Source organism: Nostoc sp. (assembly GCF_036917375.1).
Lineage (GTDB): Bacteria > Cyanobacteriota > Cyanobacteriia > Cyanobacteriales > Nostocaceae > Nostoc.
Window position 1 is genome coordinate 71,682 of the sequence record NZ_JBALDN010000060.1, and the last position, 24,796, is coordinate 96,477.

Annotated in this window: 19 protein-coding genes and 1 pseudogene; 7 read left to right on the forward strand and 13 right to left on the reverse strand. The window is 39.0% G+C overall.

All coding sequences use genetic code 11. The features are described from left to right. Window positions 1-150: 150 nt before the first annotated feature. The gene (locus V7K45_RS16330; RefSeq protein WP_335005226.1) at window positions 151-312 is read left to right on the forward strand and encodes a hypothetical protein; all 162 of its coding nucleotides are present in this window, start codon (window positions 151-153) and stop codon (window positions 310-312) included. On the opposite strand, the pseudogene V7K45_RS16335 reads toward V7K45_RS16330, so the two are convergent. From V7K45_RS16335 to V7K45_RS16350, 4 genes and pseudogenes are all read right to left on the reverse strand, one after another. Beyond that, window positions 273-544, reverse strand: a pseudogene (locus V7K45_RS16335) (hypothetical protein). The gene V7K45_RS16330 and the pseudogene V7K45_RS16335 sit on opposite strands and share 40 nt — an antisense overlap. A 492-nt stretch (window positions 545-1,036) precedes the next feature. Beyond that, entirely contained in the window at window positions 1,037-1,447 is a 411-nt protein-coding gene (locus V7K45_RS16340) for a type II toxin-antitoxin system VapC family toxin (RefSeq protein WP_335005160.1), read from the reverse strand. Between the two features lie 11 nt (window positions 1,448-1,458). Next, window positions 1,459-1,869, reverse strand: coding sequence for a hypothetical protein (locus V7K45_RS16345; RefSeq protein WP_335005162.1), 411 nt, complete (start codon window positions 1,867-1,869; stop codon window positions 1,459-1,461). A gap of 152 nt (window positions 1,870-2,021) precedes the next feature. Beyond that, a complete protein-coding gene (locus V7K45_RS16350) occupies window positions 2,022-3,776 on the reverse strand; it encodes an N-acetylmuramoyl-L-alanine amidase (protein ID WP_335005164.1) in 1,755 nt (584 codons plus the stop codon). Between the two features lie 84 nt (window positions 3,777-3,860). On the opposite strand from V7K45_RS16350, the gene V7K45_RS16355 reads away from it, so the two are divergent. Next, complete coding sequence (locus tag V7K45_RS16355) at window positions 3,861-5,498, forward strand: CTP synthase (RefSeq protein WP_335005166.1); 1,638 nt, start codon at window positions 3,861-3,863, stop codon at window positions 5,496-5,498. A gap of 139 nt (window positions 5,499-5,637) precedes the next feature. Further along, a complete protein-coding gene (locus V7K45_RS16360) occupies window positions 5,638-6,060 on the forward strand; it encodes a hypothetical protein (protein WP_335005168.1) in 423 nt (140 codons plus the stop codon). A 38-nt stretch (window positions 6,061-6,098) separates the two neighbouring features. On the opposite strand, the gene V7K45_RS16365 is transcribed toward V7K45_RS16360, so the two are convergent. The 4 genes from V7K45_RS16365 to V7K45_RS16380 all read right to left on the reverse strand — a co-directional run bounded on the left by V7K45_RS16365 (window position 6,099) and on the right by V7K45_RS16380 (window position 10,157). Continuing rightward, window positions 6,099-7,574, reverse strand: coding sequence for a sugar ABC transporter substrate-binding protein (locus V7K45_RS16365; RefSeq protein ID WP_335005170.1), 1,476 nt, complete (start codon window positions 7,572-7,574; stop codon window positions 6,099-6,101). 354 nt (window positions 7,575-7,928) lie between these two features. Beyond that, the gene (locus tag V7K45_RS16370) at window positions 7,929-8,822 is read right to left on the reverse strand and encodes an ROK family protein (protein ID WP_335005172.1); all 894 of its coding nucleotides are present in this window, start codon (window positions 8,820-8,822) and stop codon (window positions 7,929-7,931) included. 162 nt (window positions 8,823-8,984) lie between these two features. After that, entirely contained in the window at window positions 8,985-9,194 is a 210-nt protein-coding gene (locus tag V7K45_RS16375; protein WP_335005174.1) for a hypothetical protein, read from the reverse strand. Window positions 9,195-9,260: 66 nt separating this feature from the next. Continuing rightward, window positions 9,261-10,157 carry an ABC transporter permease gene (locus tag V7K45_RS16380; RefSeq protein WP_292726601.1) on the reverse strand — a complete coding sequence of 299 codons (897 nt, stop codon included), beginning with the start codon at window positions 10,155-10,157 and terminating at the stop codon, window positions 9,261-9,263. Between the two features lie 329 nt (window positions 10,158-10,486). On the opposite strand from V7K45_RS16380, the gene V7K45_RS16385 reads away from it, so the two are divergent. Then, window positions 10,487-10,774, forward strand: coding sequence for a hypothetical protein (locus V7K45_RS16385; protein WP_335005176.1), 288 nt, complete (start codon window positions 10,487-10,489; stop codon window positions 10,772-10,774). A 241-nt stretch (window positions 10,775-11,015) separates the two neighbouring features. Here V7K45_RS16385 and trxB read toward each other — a convergent pair whose 3' ends face one another. Further along, window positions 11,016-12,386, reverse strand: a complete 1,371-nt coding sequence (gene trxB / locus V7K45_RS16390; RefSeq protein WP_335005178.1) for a thioredoxin-disulfide reductase — start codon at window positions 12,384-12,386, stop codon at window positions 11,016-11,018. A gap of 335 nt (window positions 12,387-12,721) precedes the next feature. On the opposite strand from trxB, the gene V7K45_RS16395 reads away from it, so the two are divergent. From V7K45_RS16395 to V7K45_RS16405, 3 genes are all read left to right on the forward strand, one after another. Continuing rightward, complete coding sequence (locus tag V7K45_RS16395; RefSeq protein WP_335005180.1) at window positions 12,722-13,288, forward strand: Uma2 family endonuclease; 567 nt, start codon at window positions 12,722-12,724, stop codon at window positions 13,286-13,288. Window positions 13,289-13,492: 204 nt separating this feature from the next. After that, window positions 13,493-14,041: a type IV pilin-like G/H family protein gene (locus tag V7K45_RS16400; RefSeq protein WP_335005182.1), complete on the forward strand. Its 549-nt coding sequence runs from the start codon at window positions 13,493-13,495 to the stop codon at window positions 14,039-14,041. A 186-nt stretch (window positions 14,042-14,227) separates the two neighbouring features. Next, entirely contained in the window at window positions 14,228-16,450 is a 2,223-nt protein-coding gene (locus V7K45_RS16405; protein ID WP_335005184.1) for an O-linked N-acetylglucosamine transferase, SPINDLY family protein, read from the forward strand. A gap of 232 nt (window positions 16,451-16,682) precedes the next feature. Here the strand turns inward: V7K45_RS16405 and V7K45_RS16410 are convergent, their stop codons facing one another. The 4 genes from V7K45_RS16410 to V7K45_RS16425 form a co-directional block, all read right to left on the reverse strand. Beyond that, window positions 16,683-17,315 carry a transposase gene (locus tag V7K45_RS16410; RefSeq protein ID WP_335005186.1) on the reverse strand — a complete coding sequence of 211 codons (633 nt, stop codon included), beginning with the start codon at window positions 17,313-17,315 and terminating at the stop codon, window positions 16,683-16,685. 128 nt (window positions 17,316-17,443) lie between these two features. Next, the gene (locus V7K45_RS16415) at window positions 17,444-23,224 is read right to left on the reverse strand and encodes a glycosyltransferase (RefSeq protein WP_335005188.1); all 5,781 of its coding nucleotides are present in this window, start codon (window positions 23,222-23,224) and stop codon (window positions 17,444-17,446) included. Then, window positions 23,211-24,335, reverse strand: a complete 1,125-nt coding sequence (locus V7K45_RS16420) for a DegT/DnrJ/EryC1/StrS family aminotransferase (protein WP_335005190.1) — start codon at window positions 24,333-24,335, stop codon at window positions 23,211-23,213. Before V7K45_RS16420 ends, V7K45_RS16415 begins: the two co-directional genes overlap by 14 nt. Continuing rightward, window positions 24,332-24,754, reverse strand: coding sequence for a sugar 3,4-ketoisomerase (locus V7K45_RS16425; protein WP_335005192.1), 423 nt, complete (start codon window positions 24,752-24,754; stop codon window positions 24,332-24,334). Before V7K45_RS16425 ends, V7K45_RS16420 begins: the two co-directional genes overlap by 4 nt. Window positions 24,755-24,796: the final 42 nt, after the last annotated feature.

Genomic DNA, 24,796 nt, shown 5'->3' on the forward strand with positions numbered 1-24,796 from the left:
TTTCTACCCGCGATCGAAGTGGTTCTGGCAGGGTAAAAGCACTGAAATCAAGACAAAGCAAGGAGTTATGGCAAGCCGAAAAACTTAGTAATTACAGGCAAAAGCTTACTACAGACTTCAATTAGCTTTTCATTAATAGGCAAATCAGCGATGTCTACGATGGGCTACGCCAACGCACCTTTCAAGAACTTGAGGGCTGTTTTTGCTATCTTCTGCATGGCTCCATCTTTTGGGTTTGGCAGTGAGGCGATCGCAAAGTACAGTTCCGTGTATCACTGTGCCGTCCTAAGCAATGTACCACCAACTGCATAAACGGCATCAAAACCAATTCTTTCTCCTCAAGGTGCTGCATCGGTTTGCTTGGATCGTAATCGAAGACTTGTTTCGACTAAATTATCACCGATTTCGTAATCTCCTGTTTCAACATTAATCGAGATAATTTTGCCAATGTTCTCTTGTGTCTCAACTTTGGCACCGATACTTTTTTGATGGATTTCCTTTCCACATGGGCGACTTCTTGGCTACTGAGTGTAGGGTGGGACATAAATAAATTCCCTGTTTAAGCTGCTAGATTCTTCACTTCATTGTAGAGCAGAAGCTACAGAGGTTAGAGAGTAATGCTTGGTTTTGTAGGAGTTAGGAGAGCGATCGTGTTTTTGGAAGGTTGTGTGGGTTTTACAAAAACGTGGCAGTTCTGATATCTTAGATTGCTACATCAAGTTTATGTGATATAGTATACTGAATTTAGCCGTATATATAAGCAATTCTTATGCAAGAGTCATAACTGGAATACTCAAATTTATCTGACTTATTATCACCCTACAGGAAAAAAGAAAGAAGCATCGGTAGATCATTTCTAAATTGGTTTTTAGAAAATATTTTCGGCATGGATGATACATCTGCTGACGATGCAATTTGCGATGGAAGCCAGGATAAAGGTATAAATGCAATATACGTTGATGAATTAAATGAAGAAATTATAGTTTTTCAATCTAAAACTGTTGAAAGTGCAAACAAGACTATTGGTGATACAAGTTTAAAGGAATTTGCAGGAGCTCTTAACCGCAGAGACGAGAGTAATATTATGATAAATTGTTGTTGCGGCGATCCATAGATCATTATCATCAAAACCGAGATCCTGAATGCGGGTGCTGCGGCGTTTGTTTTTTTCTTTTGGGGCAAATTGACGAAAAATGCGGTTCTTCAGTTGACTGTATATCTCAGCTATTTCTTTGTTGATCAGATAGATATCAATCTCTGTTAGGAATGCTTGAACCACTTGTAAATTCATCTCTCGACGCTCTGATTTTTCCGTCATGTAGAGCAACTCACCATAGCTAATTATGCTAATCCCAAAAGGATCTTGAGCATAGTTTTGAGCAGTTGCGACAACTTGAGGATTGTTGTTAATGAGATAACTACAATGATTGGTATCTAGCAAATACATAAATTATTGGCTTAAAACTTCGCTTTTGAGCGTGTTGCATCAAGAAATGCTAAACACTCCTCTAGGTCGTCTCCATGCCAAGTACCAGCAAATTTAAGCAAATCTTGACCTGTAGAACCTTGTCGGATCGCAGATTGAGAACGAGCGCCACGTTGTTTTATTTCAGCGATCTTAGCAGCAAAATCTTCAGGTGGTTCTGCTAGAGTCTCATCCTTCAGAGGAGAATCGGGCGGAGTATGTGCTTGCTCTAAAGATGCCAGAATCGAAGCTCCAGTAGAAGGTAATTTAGTCACTTCTGATTGAGATGGAACTTTTTTCTGAAAACTAAGAAATGCTATATATTGCTCAACTTGAGTTAGTTGGTCATCTGGAAGTTGAGCAATCTGTTGTTGAAGTTGACGGCGGCGGTCAAGCATAGTCATCGAACACCTTGCAGGAACAACTGAACTTTCATTTTACTCGATTGATACAGTAGGAATGGTTTTGACGATCGCACTATAAAAGTCACAAAGTTTGAACAAAGACCGCTCGCACTCCGCCAATACAATGAGGAACTAGTGTTGTATCTCCAAATTTATCTCACACTCCTAAACCATTCAGTAATCCCCTGAGCGATCGCTTTTGCCATTTTCTTCTGTTCTTCTGGATTCACCACCTGCTCAAATTCATCGGGATTGCTCATAAAACCCAATTCCAACAGCACCGATGGTGCAGCAGTTGGACGTGTTAGCGCCAGATTATCCCAAAACACACCATAAGAAGGTTTGCCGAGTTTTTTGACTACATAGGTCTGTAAAAATATGGCGAGGCTATGGGCTTGGGGTTGATACCAAAAAGCGGCAAATCCCTTGGTTTTTTCAGCATCACCATCATCGGGTAGGGAGTTGTGATGTATGGAAATAGCGATCGCAGGTTCTTCTTGACTGATAATTGCCTGACGTTCTACTAGCGAAACTTCCTTGTCGTCCTCCCGCGTCATCACCACCGTTGCCCCTCGCTTCACCAATTCGTCCCGCAACAACTTGGAAACTACCAAATTGACATCTTTTTCTAAATATCCAGTTGGGCCACTGGCACCAGATTCTTTACCGCCATGCCCTGGATCTAGTACAATCTTGAAATTAGCTAAAGGCTTTCGTCTTGTGTTCCCGATTTTAGGCGGATGACGCAAAGCTAAAACCAGGGTTGTACCGTCGTATCTCAGCTTGTATCCCCACTGTTGAGCTTTTTTGAGGTTAAAGGTGTATTTTACTTGTCCAGGAGCTTCCTGTTGCCAGTCTAGGCGATTAATTAGGGGGTTGTCATCCAGGCGAATTATGTCTGTTTGGGCAGTGGTATTGTAGAGAGTGAGAGCGAGAGTTTGCTCACTTTGTTGTACGCTCACGGGTACGGGAACTTGCAAGGGGAAAACTATCTCTGTCGCATTAGGGAGTTGACGGTATCCGACACTGCGAATTATTGTCTGTGGCGGAACTGCACCAGGTAGAATGCGGGTTTCTTTACTATTAATCCAAGCGCCATAATCTAGGCGCAACCATTCACCTTCCCTACCTGTAACTGTTGCGCGTGTGCCTTTGGGCAGTGGTGTGAGTCGGGAATAATCGGTGCTAGGGCCAGTACGAGCAACGCCTGATTCTACTGTAACCTCAGAAACTGGCAACTGCGATCTTGAGAGGATTTCAATCTTACCAGATCCTGGTTGAGTTATCGTCTTGCCGTCAAGCGTCAGTTGAAATTGAGGTTTTCCTAGATCGGCGGCTGTTGCCACTGTGGTGCAACCTTGATAGTTGCCTACGCTAGACTGGGCATGAGGCTGATTTTGACCTGTCAAAGCTGCCAAATTACTTGGTAGTTGTGCTTGTTGAGGTTGTGGTAAAAGGGCAATAGTTTGGTTAGCCAGGATTACAGAAACATTAGCGTTAGGGGGTGCGATCGCACTAAAACAAATTACTTCTCCTGGTAATCTGGCAATGTCAACTGCGGGAGTTAGGGAATCTTTCGCAAAGGCTACCCCTTGTGGTAGTTCAGGGCTAGCGTTAAGCCGGATCACCTTAATCTTAAGTTCTTGATTCTGGCGACGCACAGTAAAAAGATTCTCCCCCAACTGTAAGGGGAAACTAGGGGAAAAATGACCAGCTTTGCTGCGGGTAATTGGCTTACTATTGATCAAAACCTGACCATCTGGTGGTGCAGTGCCCAGAAAGAAGATTTTTTGGGCACTTGTCTGGTAGTTTGTCTGGGGAAAAACGACTATGAGAGATGGCTCTGCCAATGCTACCGAGGAGGTGAGAATACAGCCTAATATTACTAATCCTAAGAGGTTTTTCACAGCAAATCACAGAAAACTACACCACAACAACTGTGGCACAATGACGGGATGTATTTTTAGAAGTTGTTAGAAATTCAAACTACTATGACTAAGTTTATCTTTGTTACTGGAGGCGTAGTTTCCAGTATTGGTAAGGGCATTGTAGCAGCAAGTCTAGGGCGTTTGCTCAAGTCGCGCGAATATTCGGTGTCGATTCTCAAACTCGACCCCTATATCAATATCGATCCTGGGACGATGAGTCCCTTTCAGCATGGGGAAGTATTCGTTACCCAGGATGGTGCGGAGACAGATTTAGATTTGGGGCATTACGAACGCTTTACCGATACTTCGATGTCGCGCTTAAATTGTGTTACTACTGGCTCGATTTACCAGGCAGTCATTAATAAAGAGCGGCGTGGAGACTACAATGGCGGTACTGTACAGGTAATTCCTCATATTACCAATGAAATAAAAGAGCGGATTCTGCGAGTTGCTAAAAGTACAAACCCTTCTGTAGTAATTACAGAAATTGGGGGTACGGTGGGAGATATTGAATCACTGCCGTTTTTGGAAGCAATTCGCCAGTTCCGTAAAGAGGTGGGACGGCAGAATGTGCTGTATATGCACGTAACACTGGTGCCGTGGATTGCCTCAGCGGGTGAAATGAAAACTAAGCCGACACAGCATTCAGTAAAAGAACTGAGATCCATTGGTATTCAACCAGATATTTTAGTTTGTCGGAGCGATCGCCCTTTACCCAAAGGATTAAAGCAGAAATTATCGGGATTTTGCGATGTGCCGGAAGAATGCGTCATCACCTCCCAAGATGCCAAAAGTATCTACGAAGTACCACTGAATCTAGAACGGGAAGGAATGGCAGAACAAGTGCTGAACTTGCTGCAAATGGAACAACGTAAACCAGATTTGACGCAGTGGCAAACCCTGGTACAACGTTTACATAGTCCCAAGCACGAGGTAGAAATTGCGATCGTTGGTAAATATGTGCAGTTAAGTGATGCCTATTTATCTGTAGTGGAAGCACTAAATCATGCTGCAATCTCCACTTATGGTAAACTGCGCCTACGTTGGATAAATTCAGAAAATTTGGAAACGGAATCAGCGGAAAATTATCTTGAAGGTGTCGATGGCATAGTTGTACCAGGAGGTTTCGGGGTTCGGGGAGTCGATGGCAAAATTGCCGCCATTAAATACGCCCGCGATCGCCAAATTCCCTTCTTGGGTTTATGCCTGGGAATGCAATGTTCCGTGATTGAATGGGCCAGAAACGTAGGGGGATTAACAGGTGCTAATAGTGCTGAATTTGACCCATATACACCCGATCCGGTAATTAATTTATTGCCAGAACAGCAGGAAGTTGTGGATTTAGGGGGTACAATGCGCTTAGGATTATATCCTTGTCGTGTTCTCCCTGATACCTTAGCTTTTAAGCTCTATCAAGAAGATGTGATTTATGAACGGCATCGACATCGCTATGAGTTCAACAATGCTTACCGCGATTTGTTGTTAAAGTCTGGCTATGTAATTAGTGGTACTTCTCCCGATGGACGTTTAGTTGAAATTGTGGAATTAACCAAGCACCCATTCTTTCTTGCTTGCCAATTTCATCCAGAATTTCAATCACGCCCCAGTGCACCTCATCCCTTATTTAAAGGGTTTATTCAAACAGCGATCGCTCTTTCCCTTTCGACATCTAGCACACCAACACCATTGGAGGTGTCATAACAATTCAAAATTCAAAATTCAAAACTTGTACTGAGCGTAGCCGAAGTATTCAAAATTAATTGCAACATTAACTTAAGACTTCAGTAGATTTGGACATCCAGGGTGCATCATTCGTAAATTTCGGACTTGAGGAGATGTTGTGGCGTACTGGGTGAAAATCCTTTACGAGAGGAAAGAATATGTAGTAAATTTTGAACGTGTCCATGCTTTTTGTTATGAACTGAATGGCAGAGTTACTTTTTGGCTACCCGATAGTGCCATTCCCATAATAATTAACCCACAAAATAACCTAGAAGACTATCAAAAAATTCTCGATTATTTAGAATGTGTGACAGGATTAGAATTAGATCATGCCCACTGGGTAAAAATAATTTACGAAAAAAATGAATATGTCATTAATCTCAACTGCATCAGTTCCTTTTGTCATGAACCGAACGGCAGGATAACTTTTTGGTTGCCAGATGGCACTATTCCTATTATCATCAACCCTGTGAGTAATCCTGAATCTTATGAAAAAGTTGTGAAATACGTTCAAAAAGCAACAGGATATTCTTTGTCTTGAAATTCTTGTGTAGCACAATAAGGTAAGAATAAAATAGATCACTGCCATTCATCAAAAATTTGTTTTATCCGCTCAATTGCCGTGTCTGCTGCTTCTTCTGGAGATATGCTATTGACAACTATTTGATTGAGAGCCTTACCCCAAACATTCTCTTCTAAAACTAGGCTGTAAGCAGGGTTTTGAACGATATAAAATGGGCGAGTATCTTTAGTTAGTGTTTGAGTTGCAGTGGAAAGATGAGGATCTGCTGGATTTGTCCAAAAGGGGTCTTTCCAAACAGGCTTCATTACTGGTAGATACCGTCCTCCGGTAGCTTTGAGATAGTTTCCTATGATCTCAGGTTTAATTAAATATGCCAGAAAGTCTTTGGCTACCTTCTGGTTTTTAGACTCGGCAAACAAAACTATTTCATTAATCGAGACTAAGAAACGCATCGGTTTACCATTAGGTTTGTTCGGAAATTCTAGGATACCAAGCTTGTGACGATAGGTGTCAGAATCTTGGCGGACAGCAGCAGGAATCGAAAGCGAGCTGTTAGGCGTCATAACCACGCCACGATTGAGCAAGCTGCGATTATTGTCTGGATTTAACCAGTTTACTGCGTCCGGTGGTACGTAGCCCTGCTGGAAAAATTTCGCATACCACTCTAAGCTTTTAACAATACCTTGATACACCTTGGAATCGTTGAGCAGAAGTTGACCCTTAGAGTCTAAAATTTGGACATTGTATGCCTCTAAAATCTGCTCAAACAAGTAGTAGGTATCTGTAGATCCAGTGGAGAAAGGAAAGCCTAACCCGTAAATATTCTGTTTTTGCTGTGCGCGCAAATCATCCTGTACTTGTTTCCAAAACTCCCAGAAAGCATCCCAATCTTTAGGGATATCGCTTTGATTTCGACCTACTTTCTCTAGTAAGTCTCGCCAGTAGAAGATGTGAATTGTTAATTGATTAATTGGGACTGCATAGTAACTCGGCTTCTTATCAACGTTGTTATATAAACGAACTGCTTCCAACACACCTTCAGAATAAATACTTTTGACTGGCTCAATTACATCAGAGACATCTGCCAATTTACCTTCCCAGGCAAGACGTGGATACAGCTCCCTCTCAGCACTGCTATTTATGACGAGATCGGGCGAATTACCTGCCTGAAGTGCCCTTTGAGTCTTTTGTGGCAATTCATCGTTAGTATAGAAAGTAAGTTTAATTTTGTTGCCGCTTTGTTGTTCCCAGTTCCTAACGATCTTCTGGAGCGCTTCATCCTCTTCCAAAGTGTACCCTTTATCTGACCAAATCTTTAGGACTTTACTGTTAATAGGAGATTCGGTGACTGAAGATTGGCTAGATTTTAAGATGTTAATGCAGGCAAGAATTATCAAGCTGAGTATCAATGCCACTAGTACGTAGCGATGGCTAGCTCTTATTAGCATTACGGTAAAAGTTTGCTTGACTCTTTGCTGATTCTTCAAGCCTTTAGCCATTAGACTGGCTTTGGTTCTGAATAACATACTCATTTTATGATTTTTGCCAGAAAAACATCTTTACTGCATCTTCTGACATTACATAGCGCTTATTCAAGCTTAAATAGTTGCTTTTCACTGAATACGCTTGGGTTAGCGCCAAAAATCTTAAACTGTGTAGGTTGGGTTGAGGAACGAAACCCAACATTTCCTGAGCTTTGTTGGGTTGCGCTTTGCTTAACCCAACCTACATTTTTCTTAACTTAACTGTATTGGCTATTTCATCCGCAATCCTAAATTCTCTGCCTATTCTGTAAAAAAATTGGTCTCTGTAGGAAGTTGCAAACCAAATTTTTCCTCTAATTTGTAAAGACAGATGTCTCTAGCTGGGCTTGTTTGAACCATAATTTAAAATCTTGAATAGTTTTGCCATGCCAACCTTGCTGCACCTACTATTCCTGCAAAATTGCCTAACTCCGCTGGCAATATTTGTAAACCCTCTCGTGATAAAGGCTGCACTCGCTTCTCAATTTCTGCCTTCACACTTGGTAAGAAAAACTCAAAGCTGCCACTGATACCGCCACCAATCACGATCGCTTGCGGTGTGAGTACATAAATCAAACTCGTCAAACCAATTCCCAAATTAACTCCATATTCTTGCCAAAAAGTCAATGCTGCGGCATCTCCTTGTTGGGCAAGAAAACCCAATTCGATGGGTTCTTTGAGAGTGCGGCGGCGAATTGCAGTAGCACAGGCATATTGTTCCAAAGAGCCTCGATTGCCACTATTACAAATTGGGCCATCAGGATTTAAGGAAATTAAACCCAATTCTCCGGCGGCTCCTTGATGTCCAATAAATAGTTTGCCATCAAGGATAATTGCGCCACCAACCCCAGTACCTAAAGTTAGCAGAATCAGATTTTGAAAGTGGCGACCGGCTCCCAGCCAAGCTTCTCCCAAAAGAGCGCAATTAGCATCATTAGCGATCGCAGTTGGTTTGCCTGTTTTAGCTTCTAACCAGTCTGCTAAAGGCACATCGATCCATCCAGGTAAGTTAATAGCGATTTTGGCAATGCGTCCTGCGGCATCGGATGGGCCAGGAGTACCAACACCAATCGCAACAGCTTGATTATCTGGATCGATTTGAGCGATCGCATCTACCAGCACCGCTAACACAGCTTCCGGCGTTGTTGGTTGAGGAGATACCACACTCAAAGATTGCAGACAAGTACCGTCATCTGCAAAACGCCCCAGCTTAATTGCTGTTCCCCCGACATCAATGCCAATTACTTGAGAACTCACCACTTTAAAATCCTCACACCAAACCACAGCCACCTAGCAAACCTTTGCGTACCCTTTGCGCTTACCTCTGCGCTCCTCTGCGTTTCAATTTCACCCCTTAATTCCCCATTATTTTCCGCAAATCTGCACATAGCGTATTGGCGCGAAAAAATTCTCAATTTTTTATTCTATTAAGTGCAAGTTGTTTTCATCACCGATTTTAAAATGCGGGGCTTTCAACTCCGCTCTCTGTAAATTAGCAACAGTTGTGGTACGAAAACTCGATTGTTCCTGCCAAGCTGTAATTGGCGCACCTCTTAGGATACCAGCAAGAGCAACGGAAAGGATAAACCCGCCAGTAGCGGCAGCAATTAACGTTAGATTATCTTTCATACAAATCTCTGTATTGTTTATTTGTCATTTGTCATTTGTTTAAAATTAATGACCAATGACTAATGACTATTGTCGGATTCTATTTTCTCTCCGTAATCGGGGATTGACAAATTCATTTAACCCCTCACCAAGTAGTGATAACCCTACCACCATGAATGTCATCGTTAAACCAGGGAAAAGGGTAGTCCACCAAATACCAGTAGGTAGAGCTTCTAGGGCTTGTTTTAAATCATGCCCCCATTCTGCCACTTCTTCGGGAAGTCCTAGTCCCAAAAAACCCAAACCGCCCAACACCAAAATCGCATCAGCGGCGTTGAGTGTGAAAAGAACTGGTACGCTTTGAATGACGTTGAAAAACAGATAACGAGAAAGCACAACCCAAGTAGAAGCGCCCATTGCTTGAGCAGCTTCGATGAACACTTCAGTTTTCACGCTCACGGTGTGGTTGCGAACAACGCGGTAATACTGGGGGATGTAGGCAATGCTAATAGCGATCGCTGCATTTAATATCCCACGCCCCACCACAAAGGCCAGTGTCACAGACAGAAGTAGCCCCGGTAGAGTGTAGATGCTATCCATAATAAATAGCAACACCTTATCCAATTTACCGCCGAGATACCCACTGAGCATCCCCAAAGGCACACCGATAATCATACTCAGCGCTGTTGCCAAAATTACCACCTGCAAAGCAGCTTGAGCGCCGAACAACGTCCGGGAGAAGACATCATAGCCCAGACGACTAGTACCAAACCAATGTTTAGCTGAGGGTGGCTCGTGAATTGGATTAGAGAGAAAATCTTTGGGGTTTTGCAGCCATCCCCAAGCCTGCAATACGGGAGCGAAAAATGCCAGGAAAATGAAAAATAGGGTAATGGCTAACCCGATGAGCATGAGTTTTTGGGAAAGATTGAGACTTTTGCCAAACTGTAAAAATGTTGGTAGCCGCCGTTTTGTAATGGCCATAAAGCGATCGCCTGGAGCAAAGCTTGATACGCTGACCATTTTACATATTAGATAGGGGATTGCGTAAACATCCTGAATAAAAGTCCGATTACCTGACGCTGGATACAGAGCTAGACTGAGTTAGAAGTGAAATTATGCCTAATTTTTGCCAAAGTTTTCAACTACGATTCAGAGTATTACTATATTCGCCATCGTCTCAATCAACGAATCAGTCATCTTGATGATACAGCCTTTGATTTTTTTGACACACTTTCAGTATTTTAACTGTGGTCTTAGCTGTTAATAGTTAATTAATATGTACCACAATATTTTTTATTATCTTAGTCATTGTGAAACCTCTTCTACAGACTTACTTAGAACAAGAAATCTGGATACTAGTGAGAGATAAGTGGTATTTCGCCACAATTATCGGAGTTTGGGATGATTTGTTGTGGTTTAAACATAGAACTTACAACAAAGATACAGAGGAAGATACTTTCTGGGAAATGGTTGTGAAAATTAGTGAGGTAATTGCTATTGATAAAATTAAGTCTGTTATTAGTAGAAAACCAGATATGCTTATTTCACGGATACTAGAAAATGAGCAAGATACAAGCGATCGTCATCAAGATAATTAATAATATTAATTAGCTCAATTTAGGAGATAGACTCATTCTTTGCACCTGTTTCAAGATGCAAAAAATGAGCAGTAAAGTTGTCGGCTATGACGCAATACAGTTCAGGATGACAACAAAAACCTGATGTAGAGACGCGATAAATCGCGTCTTCAAATACCAATTATCTACACCAATAACCTATAACCCAAGCGTATTGGGCTATAGGTTATTAGGTATTGGGAACTGCCCAATACCTACTGTCTCAAAGATTACTTTCAATCAACTGGCGGTATTCGCTCTTTTGCTTCACGCCTTTGACTTCTTTGACCAGTTCCTTATTTTTGAACAATTGAACTGTTGGCGTTCCTGTCACACCAGCATTTTCAGCAATATCTCGGTCTTTGTCGATGTCAATTTCTACAAAGTGAATTTTGCTGTCAAATTCATCCACCACTTTATTTAAAATTGGCTTCAGGGTATGACAAGGGCCACAACCAGGAGAGACGTATTTAACAAGGAGTAAGCGATCGCTTTCATGGAACAATTTCCGTAAAGCATAACCACCCTGATGGCGCGTCCCATCTAAATTAAATCCAGCTTCTTCCTCAGCTTCAGTCTTTTTGGCTGGCTGATGTTCTAATTCATTATCTTTTGTTTCAGGCTGTTGATGGAATTCTTGAATCAAGCCAGTAGATGACAACCAACGTTCTGCCAACATTGCCGCCATACAGCCAGTACCCGCAGCCGTAATTGCTTGCCGAAACTCATGATCTTGTACGTCGCCAGCAGCAAAAACGCCTTCTACACTGGTTTCTACAGAACCAGGCTTAGTGACAACGTAACCTACTTCATCCAGTTCTAATTGTCCTTTAAATAGAGAGGTGTTGGGAGTATGACCAACGGCGTAAAATAAACCCTTAGCGTGCAGTTGGCTCTCTTCACCAGTTTTAGTATTGCGGACTTTCACCCCTTCCATGTGACCATTACCGAAGATATCCACGGCTTCTGTGTTCCAATGCACTTGGATTTTTGGGTTACTCAAAACGCGGTCTTGCATAGCTTTAGAAGCCCGCATTTTATCGGTGCGTACCAACATATTTACCTTAGAACCGTATTTGGTGAGGTAAATTGACTCTTCCGCCGCCGAGTCGCCAGCACCAATCACAGCCAATTCTGCGCCGTGGAAAATTGGTGTTGCACCGTCGCAAATTGCACAAGCGGAAATACCCCGACTCCAAAATTCGTGTTCGTTGGGTAAACCCAAACGCTTTGCTGTTGCACCCGTAGCAATGACGATGCTGTTGGTTTTAATTTCCCTTTCTTGCGATCGCACTGTAAATGGACGCTGACTCAAATCAACTGAGATAACATCTTCAGTATATAGTTCAGCCCCCCAGCGCTCCGCCTGCGCCTTCATCTGATCCATCAGTTCCGGCCCGGTAATTCCTTGAGGAAACCCCGGAAAGTTCTCAACTTCCGTCGTTGTCATTAGTTGTCCGCCAGGTAATCCCCCGGCTTGGAAACCTTCAAATACCACGGGTTTCAGGTTAGCACGTCCGGCATAGATAGCAGCTGTGTACCCTGCTGGGCCAGAACCGATAATTACTAAGTTTTCTACAGTTGGGTTAGTCATGCAAATATATGAACTCATAACGACTACGCTTAATATAGCATAACAAACTGTGATTGGCTATGCCAGATGGTAAGCGATCGCAAGTTAGAAAAATCGGGAATACAGAGACAGCACTCATAAGACCTCTTGCAAAAGTGCTTTTTGCACTCTTGGGGAAAAGGGTAAAGGTTAAAGGGGAAGGGGACAATACAGAACTTTTTCCCCTTCCCCCTGCCCCTTATCCCCAGAGGGGGCCCCACCTTCCCCTTTTCCCGACTTATGCAAGAAGTCTATAGGTTGCCGCTTAATGTGCGAGGAGTATTTATGATAGCTATAAGAATATTTCCTGTCGTGTTATGTCTTTTACTATTACAGACTTAGAGCAGCTACAAACCGAGCATCCAGAATGGCAGATGGAACTGGTAGAGGGGAAAATCGTAGTTATGGGGCCATCAGATTACGAGTCAGAGGAAATTGGCGCTCGTCTAATTACCTTCTTGAATAACTGGGTAATGTCGCGCAAGCTAGGACGTATAACTGGTTCTAGCGCAGGATTTATCCTACCGAATATAGAAGAGGACGACTCGGAAAAAAGAAACTTGCGTGCCCCTGATGTGTCGTTTGTTCGGGCCGATCGGCTGAAGAAGACCAAGCGCGACTTTGTAGAGTTGGTTCCAGACTTGATGGTTGAGATTAAATCTAAAAGTGACAGAATCAAACCGCTTGAAGAGAAGATTCAGCTATTCTTGCAACTTGGGTCTACAGTCGGTATATTGATTGACCCTGACAAATTAACAGTAACGGTTTATCGAATAAACCAAACTCCAGTGGTATTGGAGAACGGTAACACCCTGATATTGCCAGACTTACTGCCAGGTTGGGAACTGGCAATATCAGAACTGTGGCCACCTGAGTTTGAATAAGGCGCTTCCACAATCGAAGTTGAGAATCTCAGCCTTGGTCAACAGCAGGGATTTAGTGATGTTTGTGTCATTTTGGATGCCAGGATTCTGGATTGTGTAATTGTATCTCCCCAAACTTTTTTTCTGGAAGTGATAGGAAAGCGATCGCAGCTGGGTAAGTTACATCTAGAACACCCAAGCACTTCCTACCCCAGGAAAACACTTATGAAAACCGAATTAAAAGCCAAGTTTCTCCAACACATCCTCAACAAAAAGAATGAAAATGAGGGTTTTACACTTATTGAATTACTAGTAGTAATTATCATCATTGGTATTTTGTCTGCGATCGCTCTACCTTCTTTCTTGAACCAAGCTAACAAAGCCAAGCAGTCAGAAGCTAAAACCTATATAGGTTCCATGAACCGCGCACAACAAGCATTTTACTTAGAAAAAAACGCATTTGCGGCTCAAGCTGATATTGGTAACTTAGGACTTGGTATTGCAACACAAACCACAAATTATAAATACTCAATTAGTGGTGGTGGTGCTAATAGTACCTTAGTAACCAACCAAGGAGCAACAGTGGTTGCTACCGCGCCTCTCAAAAGTTATATCGGCGGCGCGGGTGTGGTAACTCAAACTGGTACTGGTGAAGCTACTACTATAGCTACTTTGTGTGAAGCTGATAAAGCAAGAGTTAACAGTGGTTCAGATGTAACGGACATCAGTAACGCGGTTACTTGCCCCACCGGGTTTACCAGCTTATCTAAATAGACATGTGAGTTAGTAGATAAAAATTACTCATCGGCAACACTTGATATAAAACTTAAGTTGCCATCACGACTTTTATTAAGCTAAATTACGTGTTTTCCCAAGTGGGTAGATTTTTCTATCCACTTTATTTCAGTTTTGCAACTTATTTATAATCAGACCGCTCATATTTTTTCTTAGAGAATCAAAATGATTACAGACATATATAATTGGCAAGATCAGGCTGAACAATACTTTCTTCAAGAGAACTATTTGCAAGCAGCAAATTTATACGAGCAAGCAATAGCAATAGAACCAAATACTATCTCCTATTATTGGCATTTAGGACTATTATTACTGTTGCAAGGGCAAGAAGCAGAGGCTCAAATGACTTGGATGCTGCCAATGACAGAGGCAGATGAAGAACAGTTACAAGTTTGGACAAATGAACTATTTCAAGTTTTACAAATAGAAGCTGAAAGGCGTGAAACGTTTGCAGAATATTCTCTGGCTTGGTTAATTCGCCATCATATACGGGAAATTAATCCTAGTTGTATAAATAATTTGCTTCAAATACTTATACTTTCTATAAAATTGAAAAAATTTGAAGAAATTGATAATTTGAATGATTGGGGATTAATTGAAAGCTTAAACGCAAAAGAAAAAAATATAGAAATCAATGCTACATTATTAATCCAATTTTTAAAAGATTTTTTAAATACTGTTCCATTACATCCAATTAATCTAAATTTAGTAGAAGCTAGTCTTCCTTATTTCTCTGATACTCATCAATGCTTCTCTATACTACTTCCTGCTGCTATGCAAATTGGTCATACTTTGTGGCAGCCTTTACTAGCAGCATCTCTGCTAGAATTGCATTTACGATTAGAGCCAAATAATGTAGAGATATTGCGGCACTTAGCGACTTTTTATCAAGACGCTCGTAATTATTCTCAAGGGATAGAGACAGCTAGATTATGTTATTCCTTATCAGAAAGCTTGGCTGATAAAATTTTTGCACTCCATTTGCTGTTAAGGGGTCTAATGACAGCCGGGGGATATTGGCAAGAAATATGTACAAATTGTCAAGAATTGGAAACTGTGTTTCAACAGTTTATTAAAGCTGAACGAATTCCTTTAGAAGAAGGAAGAATCTTACGGTTGCTTACACCATCTTTTGCGATACCTCATATTAAAGATGCTCCTGCTGATTTTCGAGCTATACATAATCAGGTAGCTGAGATTTTTAATTTTTATATTAAAGCTTTTGGCCAATCACAAGGAAAAAATTATTGTCATAAAATTATCAATAACCGAGATTTATCTTCCCCTACTAAGAAGTTAAAAATTGGGTATGTATCTTACGCTTTAAGGAATCATTCTGTTGGTTGGCTAGCTCGATGGTTATTTCAACATCACGATCGAGATAAATTTGATATTCATACTTATTTTGTGAACTATCAATTAGTCAATGACTATCTCCAAGAGTGGTATTTAAATCAGTCAGAAAAACCCCGTCAATTAGGTATGAATGGTCTAGAGATTGCTGACCAGATATATCAAGATGAAATTGATATTTTAATTGATCTTGATAGCATCACTCTAGATATTACTAGTGAAGTGATGGCACTCAAGCCAGCACCCATTCAAGTTACTTGGCTGGGGTGGGATGCATCAGGCATTCCAGCAATTGATTATTTTATTGCAGATCCTTATGTACTACCAAATGATGCACAAGATTACTATACAGAAAAAATCTGGCGATTACCTCAAACTTACATAGCGGTAGATGGTTTTGAAGTTGGTGTACCAACTCTCCGCCGCGAGGACTTGGATATTCCTATGGATGCCGTTGTATATCTCAGCGCCCAAAGAGGATATAAACGCCATCCAGAAACGACAAAATGGCAAATGCAAATTATCAAACAAGTACCTAACAGTTACTTTTTGATTAAGGGACTTGCTGAGGAAGAAACAATTAAACGCTTCTTTTACAAAATTGCCGAAGAAGAAGGTGTAGATTGTTCTCGGCTAAGGTTTTTACCAATAGTCTATTCAGAGTCAGTTCATCGTGCTAATTTAGGCATTGCTGATATTGTATTAGATACTTTTCCCTACAATGGAGCGACAACAACCTTAGAAACATTGTGGATGGGTATCCCTTTAGTGACAAGAGTTGGCGAACAATTTGCAGCGCGTAACAGCTACACTATGATGATGAATGCGGGTATCACGGAAGGTATTGCCTGGACAGATGAAGAGTATATAAAATGGGGTGTGCGTTTGGGGAAAGATGAGGCTTTACGTCAGCAAGTCGCTCTGAAGCTGAAAGCATCGCGGCAAACAGCCCCATTGTGGAATGGCAAACAGTTTACCCGTGAGATGGAAAAGGCTTACGAGCAGATGTGGCAAAGGTATATTGAGAAAAAATAAGCTCGTAGTGAGGGTTTTAACCCTCAAATTAAATAAGCTAAACCACATCTAGTTTGCATATCTAAAATTTATACAACTCTTGTAGGGTAGGCATCTTGCCAGCCGTAATTATGCAATTTAAATGTGGAACAGCTTATCAATAAGGGCTAGAACTTTGTCAAGCTAGTTTTGAGGGTTTGTAGTAGGCACTTCAGTGCTTAGAAAATAAGGACTAAAGTCCTTACTACGAACATTAAAAATTATCCCAATCTTTGCCGTAATCTTGAACTGGATACTGAGTCCAACAATCACGCAGCCATTGCCGTCCACAAGCTTGTAAATACCAGTGAACACTACTTTCAACCCAGTCGTAAGGAGATTTGACTAAACCGTGTTTAACTGGGTTGTAATGAATATAGTTAACAGTTGTATAGTAATGTCTTTCCGAACGAATGGCGCGATCACTCCAACGATACCAAATTTTTCTCTTAGTTACATTGTCTTCTATATTCCACTGGCGAGAAACCGCACCATGTATTCTGCGAAACAAGTCACCTAATACATCAAAATTTTCCACATCAACCAGTAAATGATAGTGATTAGGCAAAACAACCCAAGCACATATTCTTAAGTTTGTAGTAAGCGCTTCAGCGCTCCTATCTGCATTTGCATTCACACCAAACCTATCAAAAATCATATCTAGCAGTTGCTGACGACGAGATTCAGTGTGTATATAATACTGATGCTCATAACAAGCTGCTGTTAATAAATAAAATTGCTTATCTTGTACAGGATGTGGTGGAGAGTGGGGTGGATAACCCTGGCTTAAGCGATATTTAACTAGTTCAGCTTTTTGTTCTGTTGTGAGTTTGCGATATTCATACATATATTTTTAAGCACTGAAGTGCTTACTACAAACAATTCAAAAGTTCGTAGTGGGGACTTTAGTCCTCCTCTGAAATGAGAAATTTAAGCACTGAAGTGCTTACTACAAACTTATTTATAAAAGGCTTCTTAACATGCACTCAAGCTATCTATATCGCAGAATGAGAGATTTTCTGCTTTCGCTTGTGCGATCGCAGATTGATTATCTGTTGCTAAAGCAATTCGAGTATTAATTCTAGGCAAAAGAGTTTTCCATTGTGTATCACTCATCTTACTAAGCAGAGAAATTTCTGGCCCCTCAGTTATATCGACATCATCTTCCATGAGCAAATTCATGGTCAAAGACGATAAAAGCATATCGGCTTCTTCTTCAGAAATATTTTGAGTATCTATTAGGAGAGTTAAGTTACTTTTATCTGGGTGAGTAGTGAGAGTAGAAATGACACTTGCTAAATCCTGATACAGTAGGTCTTCTGGCTGTAACCAATCTGGAAAAATAATTAGGTTAATATCTCCTAAGCGGAGATTTTGACTAAGAGTATCTGCAAGATATTTACTAAATAGTTCTTGGAAGAGACTGCCTATTTTAGCTGAGTAAGAGCGACTATCTAGAAAACTAGGATTAGCTTGCATTTTTTCCTTGATTTCGGCGCTCTTTTGTTGGCGTAATTTAGGGTTATTGCCGAGTGCAACTGCTAACTGTATATAAGACTCTTCACTATCTGCAACTAAACCAGGTACATCAAGTGCTTGCACCATTGCGGCCCCCATTGCAGAGCGAAAACTAGTTCCCCGTCTAGCAATTACTGGTAAATTAACCTGTAGTGGTTCTATCAAAGAAGTTGTTCCAGCAAATGGAAAAGAATCTAGATAAACATCGGCAATTTTGAAGTATTCTTTAACTTCTTGGCGGTTTGGCACTGGCTGCGGATCTAAGACTATCACTTGGTCTGTTGGTATTCCATGCTTTGAAAATACTTTATTTAAGTAATTTACAAAAGCTTTCTTAGGATAACTATTTGACCAATTTGGCCCAAATGGCAGAATCACTAAAACGGAGTTTGGAACTTTAGAAATTATTTTTGTCCAAGTATTAATTAGTTCCAGGATGATTTTAAAGAAGTTAGCACCAGAGATAAAAATAACTGTTTCTTCAGATATACCCAAACTTTCTCGATTGACTTTGACAGTTATATTTTCTTCTTCATTACCATAACTAAAGCAATGAGCAGACCCTTCAAGTTTCACCAATTTTTCTTGATATTGCTGTTGTGCCGTTGCTGATGGATCGGTTAGCGTACCAGAAATGTAATAATCTATATGCCGCATTCCTGTTGTTACCACAGATCCGCCACTTGTGACTTGTATTCTAGCTAATCGATGCATTGATAAGAAGCAGATTTGATTGGTTACTGCCGTCACATTGGTAGCAATAAATAATATATCTAGATCATCAGCACGAATAATATTTACCTGTTCTTCTAAATTTTGTGGTAGTAGTTTAAAGGAGTTTGCACAGTGTTGGCAATATTGCTCTAATTGATGACCAGTTTGATTAAGAGAGTACAAAACTACTTCAAAATCTCTACTGATATACTCATAAATAGGAAGATAAGCAAATGTTTCAGAGCCAGGTAGAAAATGTGCTGCTAGGACACCCAAACGAATTTTTTTTCTGGTTATAGGCCTATCAGTAAACTCGTAATCTACCTCATAACCCTTAAGCTTTAATAAAAACTCTATAATCTCTCCACGTTTAACATAGATATCTTTAAGATTATGCTCGTTAAAATATAGGGGAATGAAATTAGCAATGGGTGCAAAAGTATTAATTATTTCATGCCATGACTGAGAATCAGAATCTTTGAATATCGATGTGTGTAAGTAATCAATCCATCCCTTTATATAATAATAATAATTATCGACATCACCTAGTTCTTGAAAGTTAACTGGGGTAGAAAATAGGAATTGTAAATAGTCTTTAAGAAACCAACGGGGTATGCGAGAGAGATCATGCTGTAATGGTAACTGGTCAGCACGGCAATACAGCATAGCTGCTAGTAAATTCTGAATTGCTTTCGGCTGCTCAAAACCTTGAGATACACTCTTAACGATATCATTAGCAAAAATCTGTTCTTCACCAGCCAGACTTTCATATTTGATGCTGCTATTCAGTAACATATTATGTGTTTTACCTAGCAGACCCACATACATATCTTTTATCTGCTCATCTGAGACATTTAGCCATTCTTCTGCTATTTGTTTTCGCAAATGATGGAACTCTGTATTTTGTTCACTTAAAGCTGCATATTGATAAAGAGCTTGTTGTCTGGTTACTTGAGGATATCTTGTATCAGTATAAATTGTCTGAAACAGTTTTTGGTAATCTAATAAAATAGCATCTTTTAAAGCAGTATTTCGACGAGTTTGTTGTTGTGGATGTATCCTAAAGTGGGATAAAACTTTGTCAACAAAACCGATTTTGTATTGGCTCATAATTCTGAGCCACATTTCTAAATCTACAAGTTGGCAAAACTCAGAGTTAAATAACCCTACTTTATCAAAAACATCTTTTCTAATAAGTACTGTGCTTGGCTCTCCAATTTTATTAATTGGATTGTCAAGTATATTGGAATCTTGCAAAAGTTGCTGTCCTGATTGAATTGGCTTTAATTCTGACCAAGCTTTGTGTACATTTTTAGCTTCGTGATGCATTAAAAAGTTTGAATCATAGACAGTATCGCCAGTATTAGTGAAAAGTCTTCTCGGCGAAAAAACCAAACCTATTTCTTCATCTTGTTCAGCCAAATTAACCATTTCTTCAATAGCAGTTGGCTCTAATAAGTCATCTTGAAATAAAAACTTTATATACTTGCCTTTAGCTTGAGAAATACAAAAATTCCAATTTTGAGCTAGTCCATACTGAGTATGATCGAGAATTGAAAAATCAAAGGATAATTTTTGGTTAAATGATTTAGAAATCTCAACTGTTCTGTCAGTAGAATTATCATCAGATAAGATAATTTCTATATTTTGATAGGTTTGGCATAATACACTATTAATGGCTTCTGCAATAAATCTTTCGCCATTATAAGTAGGAATACAAATACTAACAAGAGGCTGAGGAAATTCTTTTTGATGTATTTTTATATCTCTAGTCTTATGTTGTATTTTATCATTTTGTATTTGAATATTGAAGTTTATTTTTCTAATTAAGTGAGGACTAAAGCAAGGATCATATTCAAGAATTTTACCCCACTTTTCTGTCATAAAATTAGTGGCTACTTCTTCAAACTGCAAACCTTCTTTTTTGCTAATATCAACTTCCCAATTGCTTGATTTTTGGTAAATAAGCTTGACATTGGGAAGATAAATATTTTTATAGCCTTTTGCTATCAGTTTTAAACACAAATCCACATCGTTGTAGACAAGAGGTAATGTTTCATCAAATCCATCAACGCTTTCAAACACGTCTCTTCGACATATTAAACAATCTTGTGTGACGGCTGAGACGTTCTTAATCAATGCTATATTAGTTACAGTTTCAGGTTCATCTATTCTAGTAAGGCCTTTATAAATATTATTAGCAATTTTGCCTAAACCCAGTGCTAATCCTACGTGTTGAATAGAGTTGTTAGAATTAATTAAAAATCCACTAACGGCGCCAATAGACTCTCTTTGTACTTGCTCAACCATTAGATTGAGCCAATCCCCTTGAATAACCTGAATGTCACTACTCAGAAAAAATAAATAATCACCTTGCGCTTTTGTAACAGCATAATTATTCAGCTTTGAGTAACTAAAGGGAATCTTATGAGAGTAATATTTAAATCGATTAGGCTGTTGAGTTTGCCACTTGTCAATAATTTTTTCTGAGTCACATTTTACACTACCATTATCTATGACAATTACTTCATAGTTCGGATATAATGTCTCTGCAAAAATTGATTCTAGACATTGGTTAAATATGTAGCCAAAATCTCTTGTAATGATGATAATACTAACTAGTTTATAACAGTCTATTTCATAACGAACATGGTAATGTCCAGGAAGGTTAGAGTCTAGTAAAATTGTGCCTTTTTCGCCTCTTCTAGAAAGCGCATCTGTCAAAGCCTTAAATGCTGCTTCATAGGCATAAGATTTTGCAGTTGTAGAAGCAGATGTAGAACCAGAGTGAAGACGCCAATGATATAGTATTTTAGGTATGTGAAATATTTTATCTGTTTTCTCTGTCAATCTCAAAACCAAATCGTAATCTTGGCTTCCTTCATAACCAACTCTAAAACCACCAATTTCATTAACAAGCGATCGCCGATAAACGCCGAGATGACTAGTGTACATTCGAGACAAAAATGAATCAGGACACCAATCTGATTTATAAGTAGGGTAAATAAATTGGTTGTTGTCATCAACTTTATCTTCATCTGAATAGATCATATCTGCATCTGGATGCTGATTGAGCAGCAGTGCTACTTCGTATAAGGCATCTGATGTTAATAAATCATCGTGATCGAAAAGTGCTATAAACTCTCCTGTTGCTATTTCTATAGCTGAGTTAGAGGAACGAGAAATATGACCATTTTCATTTCTAAAGATAACTTTGATACGAGAATCTGTTTGAGAATACTCTTCTAATATTTTTCTAATATGAGGTTCGGTAGAAGCATCATCAGCAATACATAACTGCCAGTATGGGTAAATCTGACTTAAGACAGACTCAATAGCAGCTTTTAAATATCTTTCAGGAGTATTATAAACCGGAAATATGATACTAAAAATAGGTTTAGAATTAAGAGAATAAAGTTTAGTAGCTAAAAAATCAAAATTTCTTTTCATTTCGTAATTCATCTCTCTTAATGTAATATTTGCATTTTCTAACTGTTTTTCTTTTAATAAAAAATTGGTTTCAGTTATACTGAGTGTTTTTTTATTAAGAAAATCTATTTTGTTTGTCAGTTGATATAAATCGCTAAAAGTAAAATTATATTCTGATATTGAGCAAGAAAGAATATTTTTATCTTGCAATAAATGAAATAAGTTTTCACAACCAATAATCTGAACTGAGCTAGAATTATGTTGTAAATATAAAAATGCTTTTTCTAATTTATACTCGATTTCATCATTAAAATTAGGTTTTCTGATTTTATCCGGGAAAGCGGCTTTAAAAAGCTCTTTTGGAATATCATCGAACATCTTCCTATATACTTGTTGATATTCAAAATCAGTGCGGATAAAATTAGATGGATTACTCAAGTTTTCTCCTAGAGTTCTAATCCTATATTTAATTAGCTGGTCAGGTATAATATGTATTTCATACTTTTTAATTAATTTAAGCCATATTTCAAAATCTTGTAGCTGAATAGCGGCTACGTTAAATAGTCCAGCTTCTAAAAGTAATTCTTTATATATCAAACCGGTTACAGCATTAATATAGTTACCATAAAAAAAGAAATGTCTTAGTATTTCAGACCTAGTTCTATTAGGATGATTAAATAAGTTTTCTGCGAAATGACTATCAGTTATTATCTGGCTATTTTCATCAATAAAATCTACCCATGAAAAAATAACCTTCTTTTGAGATTTAACTAAATAGTTATATTGTGTTTCTAGTCTATGAGGATAACAAATATCATCTCCAGACATCAAAGCGATATACTTTCCTCTAGAATCTGATATAGCTCGATTGATTGCATTACTTGTACCTTGATTTTCTTGATAAATATAAGTTATGCGCTCATCTTGAAATTTTCTTATTATTTCATCGGTTTTATCATTAGAACCATCATTAACAATAATTAATTCAAAATTTTTATATGTTTGATTTAGAACACTTTCTACTGCTTCACCTATATATTTTTCATGGTTATAGGTAGTCATAGTTACGCTAATTAAAGGATTAGATGATGTCATATTTGAATACCTCTAGTAAAATCTCAACAACTCTCTGAATTTCTGTTTTACGCAGGTGAGGACTAATTGGTAGGCTAAGTATTTGGCTAGATAAAATTTGTGTAATTGGATAACTATTTATTTGCCAATTCGTTCCTAATTCTTCTGCATAGGCATCTGATAAATGAGGCGGAATAGGATAGTGAATTAAAGTACTAACTTCAACAGTATCTAAATAACGTTTTAATTTATCTCTTTGAGGATAACTAACTACAAAAAGATGCCATACCGATTCAGCAAATTCTGCTACATAGGGTAGTTTCAACTCTGTAACTTCTTGTAATGTTTTTAAATAGTATTTAGCGATTTTTTGGCGCCGTTCATTCCATTCATCTAGCTTATTGAGCTTAACTCTTAAGAAAGCAGCTTGTAGCTCATCCAAGCGAGAATTGAATCCTTTGACTTCGTTGTAATACTTGGTTCGAGAGCCATAATTATGTAGTAAACGAATTTTCTCAGCTAATTGGTCATCATTAGTAGTTACTGCTCCCCCATCGCCAAAAGCTCCTAAATTTTTACCAGGATAGAAACTAAAGCCTGCTGCATCTGCTAAACCACCAACACGACGACCTTTATAACGTGCGCCATGAGCTTGAGCAGCATCTTCAATTACTTTAATATTATGTCTATTAGCAATTTCACTGATACAATCCATATCTGCTGGCTGACCATAGAGATGAACTGCTATTATTGCCTTTGTTTTGGAAGTAATAGCTGCTTCTATTTTGTTAGGGTCAATATTATAAGTATTTATATCTGGTTCAACTGGTACTGGTATTGCCCCTGAATAAGAAACTGCTAACCAAGTAGCAATGTAAGTATTAGCTGGAACAATTACTTCATCGCCTGCACCTATTTCCATAGCTCGTAAAATTAAATGCAAGCTTTCTAATCCGTTACCTACCCCAACGCAATATTTAGTTTCACAGTAAAATGCAAACTCTTCTTCAAAAGCTTCTACTTCCTGACCAAGAATATACCAGCCAGACTCCATAACGCGCTGATAGGCTAAATCCAACTCTTCTTTTAATTCCAGATAAGGAGCTTTTAAATCCAGAAAAGATACTTTCATCTGTTCACCTGTACAGCCTTGAAAAAATCTTGGTAATCGCGGTAGTAATCAGACTCTTCGTATAATTCTGAAGCTAGAGCCATACAAACCGAACCAGAAGAAAAGTTATCAATTTCACGCCACATTAAAGGAGATATGTAAAGACCATAGTAAGAACGATTCAAATGATAGCGTTGTTTTTGAAACCCGTCGTCTATAATCACATCAAAACTACCTGACATCGCTATTAAAAATTGTTGGCATTTCTTCAGTGAATGACCTGCACGATTAGAACCTCCTGGAACATCGTATAAATAGAAAACCCTTTTTATTTCAAAAGGAACATGCTTATTGCCTTCAATAAAAGTTAGATTTCCACGAGGATCTAAAATTTTTTCAAGATTAATAATTTGGCAACCTTGGCAACCTTTTATACTCATAAAATACCTTTTTTGTTTGTACAATATTTGATAGCTAATATT